Source organism: Streptomyces sp. NPDC043812 (assembly GCF_056436245.1).
Window position 1 is genome coordinate 76,012 of the sequence record NZ_JBWKCY010000001.1, and the last position, 14,879, is coordinate 90,890.

The 14,879-nt window shown below is 72.0% G+C and carries 15 protein-coding genes and 1 pseudogene; 9 read left to right on the forward strand and 7 right to left on the reverse strand.

Annotated elements, in window-relative coordinates; all coding sequences use genetic code 11:
• Positions 1 to 54: 54 nt before the first annotated feature.
• From AC067Z_RS00400 to AC067Z_RS00415, 4 genes are all read right to left on the reverse strand, one after another.
• Complete coding sequence (locus AC067Z_RS00400) at positions 55 to 762, reverse strand: DsbA family oxidoreductase (protein WP_478787162.1); 708 nt, start codon at positions 760 to 762, stop codon at positions 55 to 57.
• A gap of 76 nt (positions 763 to 838) precedes the next feature.
• Positions 839 to 1,429: a CchlQ gene (locus AC067Z_RS00405; RefSeq protein ID WP_478787163.1), complete on the reverse strand. Its 591-nt coding sequence runs from the start codon at positions 1,427 to 1,429 to the stop codon at positions 839 to 841.
• 103 nt (positions 1,430 to 1,532) lie between these two features.
• A complete protein-coding gene (locus AC067Z_RS00410; RefSeq protein ID WP_478787164.1) occupies positions 1,533 to 2,204 on the reverse strand; it encodes an SMI1/KNR4 family protein in 672 nt (223 codons plus the stop codon).
• Positions 2,194 to 2,538: an ArsR/SmtB family transcription factor gene (locus AC067Z_RS00415; protein WP_478787165.1), complete on the reverse strand. Its 345-nt coding sequence runs from the start codon at positions 2,536 to 2,538 to the stop codon at positions 2,194 to 2,196. Before AC067Z_RS00415 ends, AC067Z_RS00410 begins: the two co-directional genes overlap by 11 nt.
• Before the next feature lie 92 nt (positions 2,539 to 2,630).
• Here AC067Z_RS00415 and AC067Z_RS00420 point away from each other — a divergent pair, with 92 nt between their 5' ends.
• The gene (locus AC067Z_RS00420) at positions 2,631 to 3,626 is read left to right on the forward strand and encodes a quinone oxidoreductase family protein (protein WP_478787166.1); all 996 of its coding nucleotides are present in this window, start codon (positions 2,631 to 2,633) and stop codon (positions 3,624 to 3,626) included.
• A gap of 28 nt (positions 3,627 to 3,654) precedes the next feature.
• Positions 3,655 to 4,587: a 2-dehydropantoate 2-reductase gene (locus tag AC067Z_RS00425; RefSeq protein ID WP_478787167.1), complete on the forward strand. Its 933-nt coding sequence runs from the start codon at positions 3,655 to 3,657 to the stop codon at positions 4,585 to 4,587.
• 20 nt (positions 4,588 to 4,607) lie between these two features.
• On the opposite strand, the gene AC067Z_RS00430 is transcribed toward AC067Z_RS00425, so the two are convergent.
• Positions 4,608 to 5,552 (reverse strand): AraC family transcriptional regulator, encoded by a 945-nt coding sequence (locus tag AC067Z_RS00430; protein ID WP_478787168.1) that lies wholly within the window; start codon positions 5,550 to 5,552, stop codon positions 4,608 to 4,610.
• A gap of 105 nt (positions 5,553 to 5,657) precedes the next feature.
• On the opposite strand from AC067Z_RS00430, the pseudogene AC067Z_RS00435 reads away from it, so the two are divergent.
• Positions 5,658 to 6,649 (forward strand): annotated as a pseudogene (locus AC067Z_RS00435) (zinc-dependent alcohol dehydrogenase family protein).
• A gap of 6 nt (positions 6,650 to 6,655) precedes the next feature.
• Here AC067Z_RS00435 and AC067Z_RS00440 read toward each other — a convergent pair.
• Positions 6,656 to 7,264: a DUF1349 domain-containing protein gene (locus AC067Z_RS00440; RefSeq protein ID WP_478787169.1), complete on the reverse strand. Its 609-nt coding sequence runs from the start codon at positions 7,262 to 7,264 to the stop codon at positions 6,656 to 6,658.
• 20 nt (positions 7,265 to 7,284) lie between these two features.
• Entirely contained in the window at positions 7,285 to 8,817 is a 1,533-nt protein-coding gene (locus AC067Z_RS00445; protein ID WP_478787170.1) for an aldehyde dehydrogenase (NADP(+)), read from the reverse strand.
• A 149-nt stretch (positions 8,818 to 8,966) separates the two neighbouring features.
• Here AC067Z_RS00445 and AC067Z_RS00450 point away from each other — a divergent pair, with 149 nt between their 5' ends.
• The 6 genes from AC067Z_RS00450 to AC067Z_RS00475 all read left to right on the forward strand — a co-directional run bounded on the left by AC067Z_RS00450 (position 8,967) and on the right by AC067Z_RS00475 (position 14,837).
• Positions 8,967 to 9,737 carry an IclR family transcriptional regulator gene (locus AC067Z_RS00450; RefSeq protein WP_478787171.1) on the forward strand — a complete coding sequence of 257 codons (771 nt, stop codon included), beginning with the start codon at positions 8,967 to 8,969 and terminating at the stop codon, positions 9,735 to 9,737.
• Between the two features lie 2 nt (positions 9,738 to 9,739).
• Positions 9,740 to 10,222, forward strand: coding sequence for a GNAT family N-acetyltransferase (locus tag AC067Z_RS00455; protein ID WP_478787172.1), 483 nt, complete (start codon positions 9,740 to 9,742; stop codon positions 10,220 to 10,222).
• A 79-nt stretch (positions 10,223 to 10,301) separates the two neighbouring features.
• Positions 10,302 to 11,282 carry a hypothetical protein gene (locus tag AC067Z_RS00460; protein WP_478787173.1) on the forward strand — a complete coding sequence of 327 codons (981 nt, stop codon included), beginning with the start codon at positions 10,302 to 10,304 and terminating at the stop codon, positions 11,280 to 11,282.
• Positions 11,283 to 11,359: 77 nt separating this feature from the next.
• Entirely contained in the window at positions 11,360 to 12,595 is a 1,236-nt protein-coding gene (locus tag AC067Z_RS00465) for a sensor histidine kinase (protein ID WP_478787573.1), read from the forward strand.
• Between the two features lie 59 nt (positions 12,596 to 12,654).
• Positions 12,655 to 13,272, forward strand: coding sequence for a response regulator (locus AC067Z_RS00470; protein ID WP_478787574.1), 618 nt, complete (start codon positions 12,655 to 12,657; stop codon positions 13,270 to 13,272).
• 116 nt (positions 13,273 to 13,388) lie between these two features.
• Entirely contained in the window at positions 13,389 to 14,837 is a 1,449-nt protein-coding gene (locus tag AC067Z_RS00475; protein WP_478787174.1) for a peptidoglycan D,D-transpeptidase FtsI family protein, read from the forward strand.
• Positions 14,838 to 14,879 lie beyond the last annotated feature (42 nt).

A 14,879-nucleotide genomic window follows, 5' to 3' on the forward strand; every position in this document is an offset into this window, starting at 1 on the left:
GCGGCGTCCGCGAGGTCAATCGCGTATCCGCTCGGCCCAGATCCGCCGGGCGCCTTACTGCTGCGGGACTTCGCAGGCGTCGTCCGGGCCGCAGACCGCCGCGTCCCCGCCGACGGGCGTGAGCACGCGGCCCTGCCATGCCTGCTGCAGCGCCTGGGTGAAGACCTCGGCGGGCTGGCCGCCGGAGACGCCGTAGCGCCGGTCGATCACGAAGAACGGCACCCCGGTCGCGCCCAGCTCGGCGGCCTCGCGCTCGTCGGACCGCACGTCGTCGGCGTACGCACTCTCGTCGGCGAGGACGTCGCGCGCCTCCTGCTCGTCGAGCCCGGCCTCGACGGCCAGCGCGAGGAGCGTCCCCGGCTCGAAGACGGACCGCTCCTCGGCGAAGTTCGCCCGGTAGGCGAGGTTCAGCAGCTCGTCCTGGCGGCCGCGGGCCTTGGCGAGGTGGAGAAGCCGGTGGATGTCGAAGGTGCTGCCGTGGTCGCGGCCTTCGGTGCGGTACTCCAGTCCCTCGGAGCGGGCGTTGGAGGCGACGTGCTCCTCCATGCCCTGCGCCTCCTCGCGGGTGCGGCCGTACTTCTTCGCCAGCATGTCGATCACGGGGGCGGTGTCGCCCTTCGCCCGGTTGGGGTCGAGCTCGAAGGACCGGTGGACGACCTCGATCTCGTCGTGATGGGCGAACTCCGCCAGCCCCTTCTCGAAGCGGGCCTTGCCGATGTAGCACCAGGGGCAGGCGATGTCGCTCCAGATCTCGACGCGCATGTCTTGTCATCACTCCAGGGGTCGTACGGGTGCGGAGGCCGCCTCCGCCAGGAGGGGAACGCGCGGGAAGGGTGCGTCATTCCCCGCGCCGGCCCTCCGTGACGAACGGCGCGCCGGACTGCGGTTCCCGATCACCCGCCGTCCTGCACATGGGGCACCGGTCCGTGCCGTCCCACTCGCCCCATCCGAACACCGCGGGCGAGAGCGCTTTGCCCTCCAGTTCCTTGCGCACGGCGACCCGGTAGGTCCAGACCGTCCCGATGTACGGGTGGTAGGCGTCGTGGAAGGCGGGCGATGTCGACGATGCGCCCCCCGCCACCGTGCGTTGGAGCGAGCGGAGCCGCTCGAACATCGCCTGCCCGGCACTGGCGACGGCAGTGGTCGCGTCGATGAACAGTCGTTCGCGCACTTCGTGGATCGCGGCGTCGCTCAGTGCCGCGCGGGCGGCCGCTTCCAGGTCGGGTTCGGCTACCGGGTCCTGGGCGATCTCGCGCAACCGCGCGTGGCAGGCTCCTGCGGCGGTGATGAACTCGATGTACACCGCCCGCCGGCGGGCCCCCACCCCGCGGTCCTCCTCATGGCGGTGGCGCAGATGGTCGGCGAAAACGGTTCCGGAGATGGCGATGGAGCCACCCATGACCGTCGCAACGAGCGTCCCCCAGTCCACGTGCTCCCCCTTCCGTCGGTCACGTCCTGCCCAGGAGTGACGCCGCCTGCGACGCGACAGTTCCTGACCGGAAGCCGTGCGACTCCCGGCTCGTTCTCCCGGCCTACCAGCCCACAAGGTCCATGGAGGACCTGCCGAGCCAGTCCGTGAACGTCACGGGCCGTCCGTGGAGTGTCATCGGCAGGATCCGGTCGCAGGTGGCCCGTCCGTCGAACCACAGCTCCCCGCGGTGCGGGCCCGTGACGACGAGCAGCGTGGCGAATCCGCAGCCGTTGTCCTGCACGAACACGGCACCGGACGTCCTGCGCTCCTGGAACACCCCGTACTCGGCGTCCCAGTCGTTCCACGCCTCCTGGTAGGCGTCGTGGTCCGCGAAGTCCTTCTCCTGCGGCTTCCGGCCGTCCAGCGCGTCCTCGTAGGCGCGATAGGAGTCGGGGTGCGGGAAGTCCGTGGTCAGCAAGGCGTAGTTGGTGTCGTAGTCGCCGTACCAGCCCCAGCCCTCCCGGGTCCGGCGCAGCCGCCGTACGCGCATGCCGCCTGCGCTGTTCCGGAGCAGATGGTCCCGGTACTCCCCAGGGAGGGTGAGCCCCAGTTCCGCCTCGGCCTCGCGGACCTCCGCCTCGGATAGCGGCGGCGCATCGCGGTCCCCCCGCGCCGGGGGCAGGACATCGAGCTCGCTGAAGCGACGCCCCTTTTCCACACGACGGACCTCGGACGCCCAGCCGCCCGGCGGTTGCGCGCCGGTCGTCTGCCACTCGGTGCTGCTACTCGGCACGGTCGGACCTCAGCACCAGCTCCAGCAGTCCCGGGAAGCGTGCGTCGAACTCCTCACGGCGCAGGCGGTTGATGCGCTTGGGGCCCTGGTCGCGCTGTTCGACCAGGCCCGCGGTGCGCAGCACCGTGAAGTGGTGACTCAGGGCCGCCTTGCCGACCGGGACGTCGAAGCTGCCGCAGGCGCGGGTCCAGTCGGGAGAGCCGCCGAGTTCGCGTACGAGCTGGAGGCGGACGGGGTCGGCGAGGGCCGACAGGGCCGTGAGGAGGGCGACTTCGTCGGGATGTTTGTGCACCGGGGCGGCGCGGTGACCGGGCACAGGCGTGCTGTCCGGCATGTCCTTCCTCCGATCCCCCTTGCCGAGTGTTCGATGACGATCATACACTCCGAGTGTTCGCTTCCCATTGAACACTCGAAGGGGTGGGCTCCATGCGTGCTGTCCGATTCCAGGAGTACGGCGGTCCGGAGGTGCTCGAGGCCGTCGCTCTCGAGGCCCCCGAGCCGGGCACCGGCCAGGTCACGATCGACGTGGCGTACGCGGGGGTGAACTTCGCCGACCTGAAGGCCCGTGCCGAGGGCTACCGGGTACCGTCCCTGCCCTTCGTGCCCGGACTGGAGGTGTCGGGCCGCATCCGTGCCGTCGGCCCCGGCGTCGAAGGGCTGCGACCCGGCCAGGAGGTCGCCGCGCTCACCGGCTCCGGCGCCTATGCCGAGATCGTGCTCGCCGACGCCGCGACCGTCTTCCCGGTCCCCGACGGCCTCGATCTGCGGACCGCCGCCACCCTGCCCACCGTGCTGCCGACCGCACATGCGCTGCTGCACGAGGTGGGGCGTCTGCGCGCGGGCGAGACCGTGCTGGTGCACGGGGCCGCGGGAGGCGTGGGGACGGCTGCCGGCCAACTGGCCCGCGTGGCGGGCGCGGGAGCCGTCTACGGAGTGGTGTCCTCGCCCGCCAAGGCGGAGCACGCCCTCGCTCACGGCTACGACGCGGTCTTCGTCGCCGACGGGTCCGACAGCTCCGACGGCTTCGCCGAGGAAGCGCGCCGCGCGACCGGCGGACGGGGCGTCGACCTGATCCTCGACCCGGTCGGCGGCGACACGCTGCGCCGCGGTCTCGACACGCTCGCGCGGTACGGCCGCCTGGTGTCCTACGGCAACGCGTCCGGCGCCGAGCCGTGGCAGGTGGGCCAGCCGGATCTGATGCCGGGGGCACGCTCGGTGGCGGCCTTCTCCGTGCTCGGCCTGGCCGGTTCGGACCCGGCCGCCCTGCACGTCCTCGCCGAACGCGCGTTCCGCACGGTGACGGACGGCACCGTGAAGCTGCCGGTGACGGCCGAGTTCCCGCTGCACGAGGCGGCCGCGGCACACGAGTTGATGGGCGGACGCACCTCGACGGGCAAGCTCCTGCTGCGTGTCACCGGCTGACCGGGCATCGAGAACGAGAGGGACGGCAATGAACGTACTGGTCGTGGGCGCCGGCGCCACAGGAGGCTTCTACGGCGCCCGGCTCGCCCGGGCGGGGGCGGCGGACGTGACGTTTCTGGTCCGTCCGCGGCGCGCCGAGGTGCTGCGCGAGCGCGGGCTGCGGATCACCGGACAGGGCGAGGCCGAGGTGATCACCCCGCGCATCGTCACCGCCGACGAGATCCCGGGGGCGTACGACCTGGTGCTGCTGTCGGTCAAGGCCACCGCGCTGGACGCAGCGCTGGACGATCTGGCGCCTGCCGTGGGGCCGGACACCGCGGTGGTGCCGCTGCTGAACGGCATGGGCCATCTCGACACACTCAACGCCCGGTTCGGTGCCGAACGGATCCTGGGTGGCGTGGCAAAGGTCGCCACCACGCTGAACGGCGACGGGGACATCGTCCGGCTCGCCCCGCGCGGCGCCCTGACCGTCGGCGAGCAGGACGGCGGCGTCTCGGCCCGCGTGGAGACGGTCCGTGAGCTGCTGCGCGGGGCGGGCATCGACTCGGACGCTCCGTCGGACATCATCGCCGCGATGTGGCACAAGTGGGTCTTCGTCAGCACGATCGGCGCGCTGACCTGCCTGATGCGCGGCACGGTCGGGGACATCAACACCGTCCCCGGCGGCCCGGAACTCGGGCCCGCGATCCTCGCCGAGGCGGCCGCGGTCTCCGCGGCGGCGGGCTTCCCCGTCCCGGACGGCGAACTGACCTCCACCAAGGAGACGGTGACGCGAACCGGCGTCCCGTTCTCGTCGTCCCTGTACCGGGACGTCGTGGCCGGTCTCCTCACCGAGGCGGAGCACATCCTCGGCGACCTGGTCACACGCGCCCGCGCGCTGACGGTCACCACGCCGCTTCTCGACCTGGTGACCCTGCAACTGCGTGTCCACGAGCACCGGTTGGCCGCCCAGGGGTACTAGGCCCTGTCGGGCGACAGAAGCTAGTCGCCCTGCTCGGTGAGCGCGCGTCCGCCCTCCCCGGCGCGGTACCGGCCCGGCGACATGCCGTACTCCCGCTTGAACGCCTTGGCGAAGGCGAACTCCGAGGAGTAGCCGACGCGTTGGGCGATCGAACGCAGCGGGGCGTCCTCTGTGCGCAGCAGCTTGCCCGCGGTCGTCATGCGCCACCAGGTGAGGTACGCGAGCGGGGGTCGGCCGATCAGCGTGGTGAAGCGGCGGGCGAAGGCGGCCCGGGACAGACCCCCGCGGGCGCCCAGTTCGCCGACCGTCCAGGGTCTGGCCGGGTCGCCGTGGATCGCGTGCAGGGCGGCGGTGACACCCGGGTCGCGCAGCGCCGCCGCCCAGCCGTCTTCCGTGCCGGGCCGGTCGTTGAGCCACCAGCTGCGCAGCAGATACAGCAGCAGGGTGTCGAGCAGTGCGGGGACGAGCGCGTCGGATCCGGGCTGCGGCTGATCCAGTTCCGCGCCGAGCAGATCGACCGCAGCCCGTACGGAGGCGTACATGCCGATCCGGGCCGGGATGTGGATCACGTCGGGCAGCTCGGTCAGCAGCGGATGCGCCCGTGCCCGGCTCAACTGGTAGGCGCCGCACAGGAGAAGGTTCTCGGGGCGACCGTTCGCCGGACCCGGGTGCGGAACGGGAGGCCAGCTGCCGTCCGGCTCCATCTCGACCTCGCGCAGTGGTGTCGCGGGGTCGTCGGCGAGGCCGTGTCCGTAGCCGTGGGCCAGGAAGACGACGTCACCGGGGCCGAGCCGGAGCGGCGGGGCGTCGTCGGGCAGGAGCCAGGCGGAGCCCTGGAGCATCACATGGAATCCGGCGCCCCTGGAGGCCGGAAAACGCATGCCCCAGGGGGCGTATCTGACGGAACGGGACGAGTGGGGCCGCCCGGTGCGCATCGCGGCGATCGCATCGCTCAGCACGTCCATGGGCGCACCGTACCGCACCGGATGAAGCGGCGGCGGAGACGATCGGACATGATGGGGAGGGCTTCGGACATGGATCGTCCAGCTCTCGCTTCCTACGGTCATGACATGACAACTACCGCGTTGACCAAGGCAGTTCTGTTCCACGAGACCGGCGGCCCGGAGGTGCTCCGCGTCGAGGACGTCCCGCTGCGTGAGCCCGGACCCGGCGAGGTGCTGTTCCGGGTGGAGGCGCTCGGCCTCAACCGGGCGGAGGCCCTGTTCCGTTCGGGCGGCTACTACTATCCGGCGACACTTCGCGGCTCGGCTACGAGGCGGCCGGCGTCGTCGAAGCGGTCGGCGAGGGCGTGACCCGCTTCGTGGCAGGGGATCCGGTGATGGCCGCCGCGAACTTCGACTTCGGGGTGCACGGTGTGTACGGCGAGCGGGTGGTGCTGCCCGCCGCATCGGTGGTGCACCGGCCCGCCGGCACGGACGCGGTCACCTCGGCGGCCGTGTGGCTGACCTACTCCACGGCGTACGGCGGCATGGTGGCGGCCGGTGGCCTGCGGGCCGGCGACCATGTCGTGATCACCGGTGCTTCCAGCGGCGTGGGGACCGCGGCGATCCAGGTCGCCCGCAGGGTCGGTGCGATCCCGATCGCGGTCACCCGCACGGAGAGGAAGCGGCGGCAGCTGCTCGACCTGGGGGCCGCCCATGTGATCACCACCGACAGCGAGGACCTGGTCAAGGAGGTCACCCGGGTCACCGGGGGCCGCGGCGCCGAGCTGGCCTTCGACCCCGTGGGCGGGCCCGGTTTCCGTGCGCTGGGCGACGCTCTGGTGCCCGGCGGCGCGGCGGTGCTGTACGGCTGGCTGGATCCGCGGCCGGTGGAGCTGTCGATGAACTGGCCGCTGACCGTGCACACGTACGCCAACGGGGCCGTCGTCCGTACGGAGGAGGGCCGGAGCCGCGTGGAGCACTTCATCGGATCGGGCCTGCGCGACGGTTCGCTGAGCCCGGTGATCGCCGAGACCTTCGACGGTCTGGAGCGCGTGGTCGACGCCCACCGGCTGATGGAGTCCAACACCCACACCGGCAAGATCGTGGTGCGTGTCTGAGCCGGCTCAGGAGCCGTCCCGCAGCCCCTCCGGCCAGCCGTCGCGGTGCTCGATCCGGTCGAACGTGACCGCGCAGCCCTCCCCCACCGGCGACTGCGCCATGAAGCCGACGAGCGCCGCGCCCGCGGTGTTCTCGTCGGCCAGGGCGAAGATACGGACGAAGGTCCAGTGCTCGCCGTCGGTCGAGGCGTGGAACGCGAACGCCTTTCCCGTACGGCTCACCCGCAGCCAGACGCTGTCGCCGTCCACCGTGAACGAGTTGGCGTCGTCCGAGTGGCCACGCGTGACCACCGTGCACACCGTCGGCCGGTCCGGTGACAGTTCCAGGCAGAGCTTCGCCCACTCCCGTTCGCCGACGTGCACATAGAGCACGCCGGCGTCGAATGCGGCGGCGAACGCGACCTTCACCCGGGCGATCAGCTGGAAGTCCCCCTCCGGCGCGCCGAGCAGGCGCGGCGCGTCGGAGGCGGGGTCCAGGGCGTGGCCCGTGGGAGGGACGAAACGGTCCTGCCGGGGGCCGGCGGTGACGGTCAGCGCGCCGTCGTCGTACGACCATCCGGCATCGGGACCGTATGCCCGGAGCGGGAAGGGGAATTCGGGCAGCTTCAGTTCCATGCGGTCAGTGTTCCAGCACGTCAGTGCTCCACGCGGCCGTCGACTCGCCGCGGCACACCGAGCGGGTTGCCGTCGCGCAGTTCGGGCGGAAGGAGGGCTTCGGGGGTGGTCTGGTACGTGACCGGGCGCAGCCAGCGGTCGATGGCGGTGCCGCCGACGGAGGTCGAGGTGGACGTGGTGGCGGGGTAGGGGCCGCCGTGGTGCTGGGCGGGGGCGACAGCGACGCCGGTGGGCCAGCCGTTGACGAGGATCCGGCCGGCGAGGGGGGTGAGTTCGGCGAGGACGTCGGCCCCCTGGCCGTTCCCGCCGGTCTCGTCGGCGGACAGATGGACGGTGGCGGTGAGGTTGCCGGGGAGGCGGGAGAGAACCGCGGTGACCTCGTCGTGGCCGTCGTAGCGGGCGACGACGGTGACCGGCCCGAAGCACTCCTCCAGCAGGAGGCCGTGCGGACCGCCGTCGTCGGCGAGGCGGGCGGCGGGGACGGTGAGGAAGCCGGGACTGACCGTGTGCTCGGAGCCGGCGCCGGGGGTCACGGGGGCTTCGACGCCGGGCAGTGCGGCGCGTTCGGCGACCCCGGCGACGAAGTTGTCGCGCATGCGGTGGTCGAGCAGGACTCCGGCGGCGGTGGCGCTCACCGCGTCGGTGAGCGTCTTGACCAGCCGGTCGCCGGCCGCTCCGGTGGGTGCGAGGACCAGGCCGGGCTTGACGCAGAACTGACCGACCCCCAGCGTCATCGAGCCGGCGAGTCCGGTGCCGATCTGCTCGGCGCGCTCGGCGGCGGCCGCCTCGGTGATCACGACCGGGTTCAGCGACCCCAGTTCGCCGTGGAACGGGATCGGCACCGGGCGGGACGCGGCCGCATCGAACAACGCGCGCCCGCCGCGTACCGAGCCGGTGAATCCGGCGGCCGCGACCAGCGGATGCCGCACCAGCTCCACACCCGCCTCGAATCCGTGCACCAGGCCGACGACCGCCTCGGGGATGCCGTGGGCGGCGGCCGCCCGGCGCAGCAGGGCGGCCACGAGTTCGGAGGTGGCCGGGTGGTCGGGATGGGCCTTGACGACGACCGGGCACCCGGCGGCCAGGGCGCTCGCGGTGTCGCCGCCGGGCACGGAGAAGGCGAACGGGAAGTTGGACGCGGCGTAGACCGCGACCACGCCCAGCGGCACCTTGTAGCGGCGCAGGTCCGGGATCGGTGGGGTGGCGGTGTCGTCGGGATGATCGATGATCACGCCGAGGAAGGCGCCCTCGTCCACGATGTCCGCGAAGGCACGCAACTGGAAACAGGTGCGGGCCAGTTCCCCGGTCAGGCGTACCGGCCCGAGCGCGGTCTCCGCGTCGGCGGCCTCGACGAGCTGGTCCTTCGCCCCGTCCAGCAGGGCGGCGGCGCTGCGCAGGAAGGCGGCACGCACCGTGCGGTCGGCGAGCGAGGCACGTACGGCGTGCGCCGCCCGTACCGTGCTGTCGACCTCCTCGGCTGTGGCTTCCACCGCAACCTGTTCACGCTGCTTCCCGGTTCGGGGGTCGACACTCCAGACTTGTGCTGCTGCCACCGCGTTTTCCTTCCCGGTCTCTGCACCCACCCGGAGTTGTTCGGTATTCTGAACAAGATTCCTGGTGATGAATGTGCTGGGACTCTATTTCCGGGCGTTCCGCGGGGTCAAGACGGGCGTTCCGTGCAGTCGAGAAGGGGCGAACAGCAATGTCAGCAGTCGATTCCGGTGGAGCTCAGGTCAAGTCCGCGGTGCGCACCGTCGAGTTGCTCGAATACTTCGCCGGCCGCCCCGGAATGCACTCCCTCGCCGCCGTCCAGGAGGCCGTCGGCTACCCCAAGTCCAGCCTCTACATGCTGCTGCGCACCCTGGTCGAGCTCGGCTGGGTCGAGACCGACGCGACCGGCACCCGGTACGGCATCGGCGTGCGCGCACTGCTCGTGGGCACGTCGTACATCGACGGCGACGAGGTCGTGGCGGCGGCCCGCCCCACCCTCGACCGGCTCTCCGACGACACCACGGAGACCATTCACCTCGCCCGGCTCGACGGCACCAACGTCGTCTATCTCGCCACCCGGCAGTCGCAGCACTATCTGCGCCCGTTCACCCGCGTCGGCCGCCGCCTGCCCGCACACTCCACCTCGCTCGGCAAGGCCCTGCTCGCCACGCACAGCGACGAGCAGGTGCGCAAGATGCTTCCGGAGACGCTGGCGCCGCTGACCGAGCACACCCTCACCGACCGCGAGAAGCTCATCGAGGAACTGCACCTCATCCGCGAACAGGGCTACGCGGTGGACCGCGAGGAGAACACCCTCGGCCTGCGCTGCTTCGGCATCGCCATCCCCTACCGCACACCCGCGCGCGACGCGATCAGCTGCTCGGTGCCGGTGGCCAGACTGACCCCCGCACACGAGCAGATGATCAAGGACGCGCTCTTCGACGCACGAGACCGGCTCACGCTCGCGACGCGGAGGCTCTGACGATGTCGCGAGCAGTGATCGTGGCGCTGCGTGAGGTCGAGGACCGCGATCTGCCGGTCTTCTTCGGGCACATGAGCGACCCGGAGTCGTCTCGCATGGCGGCCTTCACCTGCGAGGACCCCACCGACCGGGCGTACTTCGACGCCCACTGGGCCCGGATCCGGGCCTCGGACACCGTCCTGCGCACAGTGCTCGCCGACGGCGAGACCGTCGGCCACGCCGCGGTGTACGGGCCGCCGAAGGAACGAGAGGTCACGTACTTCATCGACCGCGCGCACTGGGGCCGCGGCATCGCGACGGCGGCCCTGGCCGCGCTGCTGGAGCTGGTGGACACCCGCCCGCTGCACGCCAGGGCGGCCGCGGACAACAAGGGCTCGATCCGCGTCCTGGAGAAGTGCGGGTTCCACGTCACCGGGCACGACCGGGGATACGCCCACTCCCGGGGCGAGGAGACCGACGAGGTGCTCCTCACCCTCACCGGCTGACGCGTCTCCCCCGCGCGGCGGAGGGGGATCGTCGCAGCGCAGGACGTGCCGGGGCGGCGCCGGGACAAGTGTGGAGGCCATGACTTCCACTGCGTCCGACCTCTCGTCGCCCCCACGGCCCCGCCCGGCACGGTCCGCGCTGCGGGCCGTCGCGATCGCCGCCTGCGTGCCGTACCTGTCGCTGAAGATCGCCTGGATCGCCGGCAGCCGGATCGGCATCCCGGCCGACAGCGTCCTGCTGGAGCACCGCGGGACGATGGCCGTCGCCAACACGGTCACCGTGCTGATGGACGCGGCCGTCATCGTGCTGGCCCTCCTGCTCACCCTGCCCTGGGGCCGGCGCGTGAACGCATGGCTGCTGGCCCTGCCGGTCTGGGCCGCGACCGGTCTACTCGCGCCGATCATGGTCGGATTCCCGCTGCAGCTGGTGGCAGCCGCCTTCGGCGGCACGAAGGCCCAGGACGCGGACGCCGCCGAGCCGTTCCTGCACGACTGGGTGTTCCACGTCGTCTACGGCGGCTTCATCCTTCAGGGCATCGCCCTCGGCGCACTCTTCATCCTCTACGCAAACGACCGCTGGGGTCGTGTGTGGCGCGGCCTCGTATGGGAACTCCCGTCGGCCGCGACCAGCGGCTTCATGCGTGCGTGTGCGGTGCTCGGTGCGGCAGCGGCCGTCCTCCCCCTGGTGATGCACGTGCTGTGGGCCGCCGGTTCGACCGCCGGGCTCCCCGCCGACCGGGTGGCGCAGCGCACCACGGACTTCTTTCTGCTCGAGGGTGCGCGCATCGCCTTCGTGGCCGCGGCGGTCGTCGGTGTACTGCTGCTCGCCTTCCGCCGCGGCCCATCGTTGCCGGTCAAGGTCCCGCTGGGCATGGCGTGGGTCGGCGCCGCCTCGATGGGCGCCTGGGGCGGCTGGCTTCTGGTGGCCGCACTCATGCCCACGAGCGATGACGGCAAGGCACCCACTGCCGTCCTGACCCTGACCTACGCTGTGGAGATGATCTCCGGCCTGCTGCTCAGTGCTGCCGTCGCGTCGCTGCTGCGCAGGCGCGGCGCGTGAGCGACCGGAGAGCGTTCCCGCGCACGCGGAACTACGCCGGACCCCGCCGCCCGGCGCACCCGGGCGGCGTGGTGCGGGTGGCGGCGCGGGCGCTGTTCGGGAAGCGCGCGAGGCTGCGCTGGGTCCATCTGGTCATCGGCGGCGCGCTGTTGATGCCCTTCTGGCTGGTGGGCACACTGATCGTCGTTCCCCTCACGGACGCGGGAACCACGTTCGGGGCCTCTCCTGCCGTGCAGTTCGGCGCCTACGCCGTCGCCCTGCCGCTGGCCGCGATCCCCGCGCTGCTCCCGCTGGCGAGACCGTTGTCGGTGAGTGTGGCCCGCGCGCTCACCGGGGTGCCCGCCGAACTGTTCGCCGACGGTCCGGCACGCACCAGGGCGGCACGGCTGCGCTCCTCGGCATGGTTCACGCTGCATGTGGGCGTCGGAGCGCTGGTCAGCGGTGCGTCGCTGGCACTGCCTCCGTTCGCGTTCTCACTGATCATCGCTCCGCTGAGCCCTGCGATGCATGACTTCCTCGACGTACCGCAGTGGCTGCGCCCGTTCGGCCAGGTGCTGCTGCTGCCGCTCGCCGGAGTCGGGATGCTGCTCGCGCTCGCCGCGGCTTCGGCGGCCGCCGGCGCGCTGCTCGCCCGCCAGGCCCCCGTACTGCTCGGCCCGACGCCCGCCGACCGGCTGGCCGCCGCCGAACGGCGCGCCTGCGAACTGGCCGAGCGCAACCGCCTCGCCCGTGAGCTGCACGACTCGGTCGGTCATGCGCTGAGCGCGGTCACGCTGCAGGCGGGCGCCGCGCGGCGGGTGCTGGACAGCGACGTCGAGTTCGTACGCGAGGCACTCACCGCGATCGAGGAGACGACACGGCGCACGGTGGGGGAACTGGACGCGGTTCTGGGCCTGTTGCGGCAGGACGGTGAGGGCGCCCACGGCCCCTCGGGCCCGACGCTGGACACCCTGGACCGTCTGGTGTCCCGCAGCGGCGTGAAGGTGGCGGTGCGGGTGGAGGGCGATCCCGCGGCGGTCCCCGCCCATGTGTCGCGGGAGGCGTACCGCATCGTCCAGGAGGGGCTGAGCAACGCCCTGCGTCACGCCGGGGCGGTCCCGGTGTGCTTGTGGATCGCCGTACGCGGCGAGGAGTTGGAGATCACCATGGAGAATCCGCTGCCCGAACGGGCGCCGGTGGAACGCCCGGGCGGCGGCCGCGGGCTGCGCGGCGTCACGGAACGCGCCGCCCTGCTCGGCGGCCGGGCCGAGGCCGGGCCGCAGGGCGGGCTGTGGCGGCTGTCGGCGCGGCTCCCGTGGGCGGGCCGGCGGTGACCGGGGCGGCGGTGAGCGGGGCGGACACGGTACGGATCGTCCTCGCCGACGACGAGCGGATGGTGCGTACCGCGCTGCGCGTGATACTCGACGCGGAGGCCGGCCTGGAGGTGGTGGGTGAGGCGGCGACCGGCGCCGAGGCGGTGTCCGTCGTGCGTGAGCTGACACCCGACGTGGTCCTCATGGACGTGCGGATGCCGGAGATCGACGGCATCCGGGCCACCGAGCAGATCCTCGCCACCCTGGCCGAGCCGCCCCGGATCGTCGTGGTGACGACGTTCGAGAACGACGCGTACGTGTACGACGCGCTGCGCGCCGGCGCGGCGGGCTTCCTGCTCAAGCGTGCCGCCGCCGAGGAGCTGGTGCAGGCGGTCCGTCTGGTCGCGCGCAGCGATTCGCTGCTCTTCCCCGCGGCCGTCCGGTCGCTGGCCGCCGAGCACGCCCGCCGGGAGCCGGCGGCCCTGCCCGCCTGGACGCGCCGGCTGACCGAGCGGGAGGCGGTGGTCCTGCGGCTCATGGCGACCGGCCTGACCAACGCGGAGATCGCCGGCCGGATGGGCGTGGGACCGGCGACCACCAAGACGCACGTGGCGTCGGTCCTGGCGAAGACGGGCGCACGGGACCGTACACAGGCGGTGATCGCGGCGTACGAGTCGGGATTCATCCCGCCCCGCTGAGCGCCGGACCGGGGGCGGCGGCCCCTTCCGGCGGCCGTAAGCCCCGTTCATGAGGAACTCCTGAGAAAACGGGCGGACCGGAACGATCCGCCGCCCGCCGCTCGTCCTCGTACGGGATGAACAAGACGATCAGGCGCGCCGCCGTCTTCAGTCTGCTGCTGGTGCTCGCCCTGCTGGTGCGGGTGACCTGGGTGCAGGCATACGACGCCAAGGCGCTCGCGGACAACGAACACAACCGGCGGAAGGTCATCGCGCAGTACGCGCAGCCGCTGGGCGACATCGTCGTGGCCGGTTCCGCGGTCACCGGCTCCGAGCGGACGAAGGGCAGCGATCTCGCGTACAAGCGCACGTACACCGACGGCTCGCTGTACTCGGCCGTGACGGGTTACAGCTCGCAGGCATACGGGGCGACCCAGCTGGAGGGCATCTACTCCGGTGTGCTGGACGGCACCGACAGCCGGCTGAAGAACCCGCTGGACGCGCTCACGGGCAAGCAGCAGGAGCCGGGCGACGTGGTCACGACGATCGACCCGGCCGTGCAGAAGGCGGGCTTCGAAGCGCTCGGGGACACGAAGGGCGCCGCCGTCGCGATCGACCCGAAGACCGGGAAGATCCTCGGCATGGTCAGCACCCCCTCGTACGACCCGTCGGCGATCAGTGGCACGACGGACGGCGACGAGTGGCAGAAGCTGCTCGACGACGAGGACAAGCCGCTGCTCAACAGGGCGCTGCGGCAGCCGCTGCCGCCGGGGTCGACGTTCAAGCTGGTGGTGGCCGCGGCCGCCCTGGAGGACGGGCTGTACCACTCGGTGGACGAGCGGACCGACAGCCCGGATCCGTACCGCCTGCCGGGCACGCTCACGGATCTGGAGAACGAGAACCCGTCGGCCCCCTGCGAGAACGCCACGATCCGCACGGCGCTCCAGTACAGCTGCAACAACGTCTTCGGAAAGATGGCCGTGGCTCTCGGGCAGGACAAGGTCAGGGCGATGGCCGAGAAGTTCGGCTTCAACGACGCCGAGCAGGACGTGCCGGTGCGGGCGTCGGAGAGTGTCTATCCGTCGGGGATGGACGAGGCGTCGACCGCTCTGACGGGCATCGGCCAGTTCGACGTGACGGCCACCCCCCTGCAGATGTCGCTGGTGTCGGCCGCGATTGCCAACGACGGGGTCATGGCGTCACCGCACATGGTCTCCTCGGTGGTGTCCGCGGACGGCGACACCCTGCAGTCCTACGAGGACGACCGGTCCCGGCGGATCCTGTCCTCGGGGACCGCGGAGCAGCTGCGCAGCGCGATGGTCACCGTCGTCGAGGACGGCACCGGCTCGAACGCGCAGATCGCGGGCGCCGAGGTCGGCGGCAAGACGGGCACGGCGCAGCACGGAGAGAACAACAGCAAGACGCCGTACGCCTGGTTCACGTCGTATGCCAAGGATGCGGACACGGGCAAGGAGGTCGCGGTCGCCGTGCTGATCGAGGACTCGGGCGCGGAGCGCTCGGAGGTCAGCGGCAACGGGCTGGCGGCACCGGTCGCGCAGAAGATGATGAAGGCCGCGCTGCAGTGAAGGATCGCTCACGGATCGGCCCGGAAAGGGCCGATCCGTAAA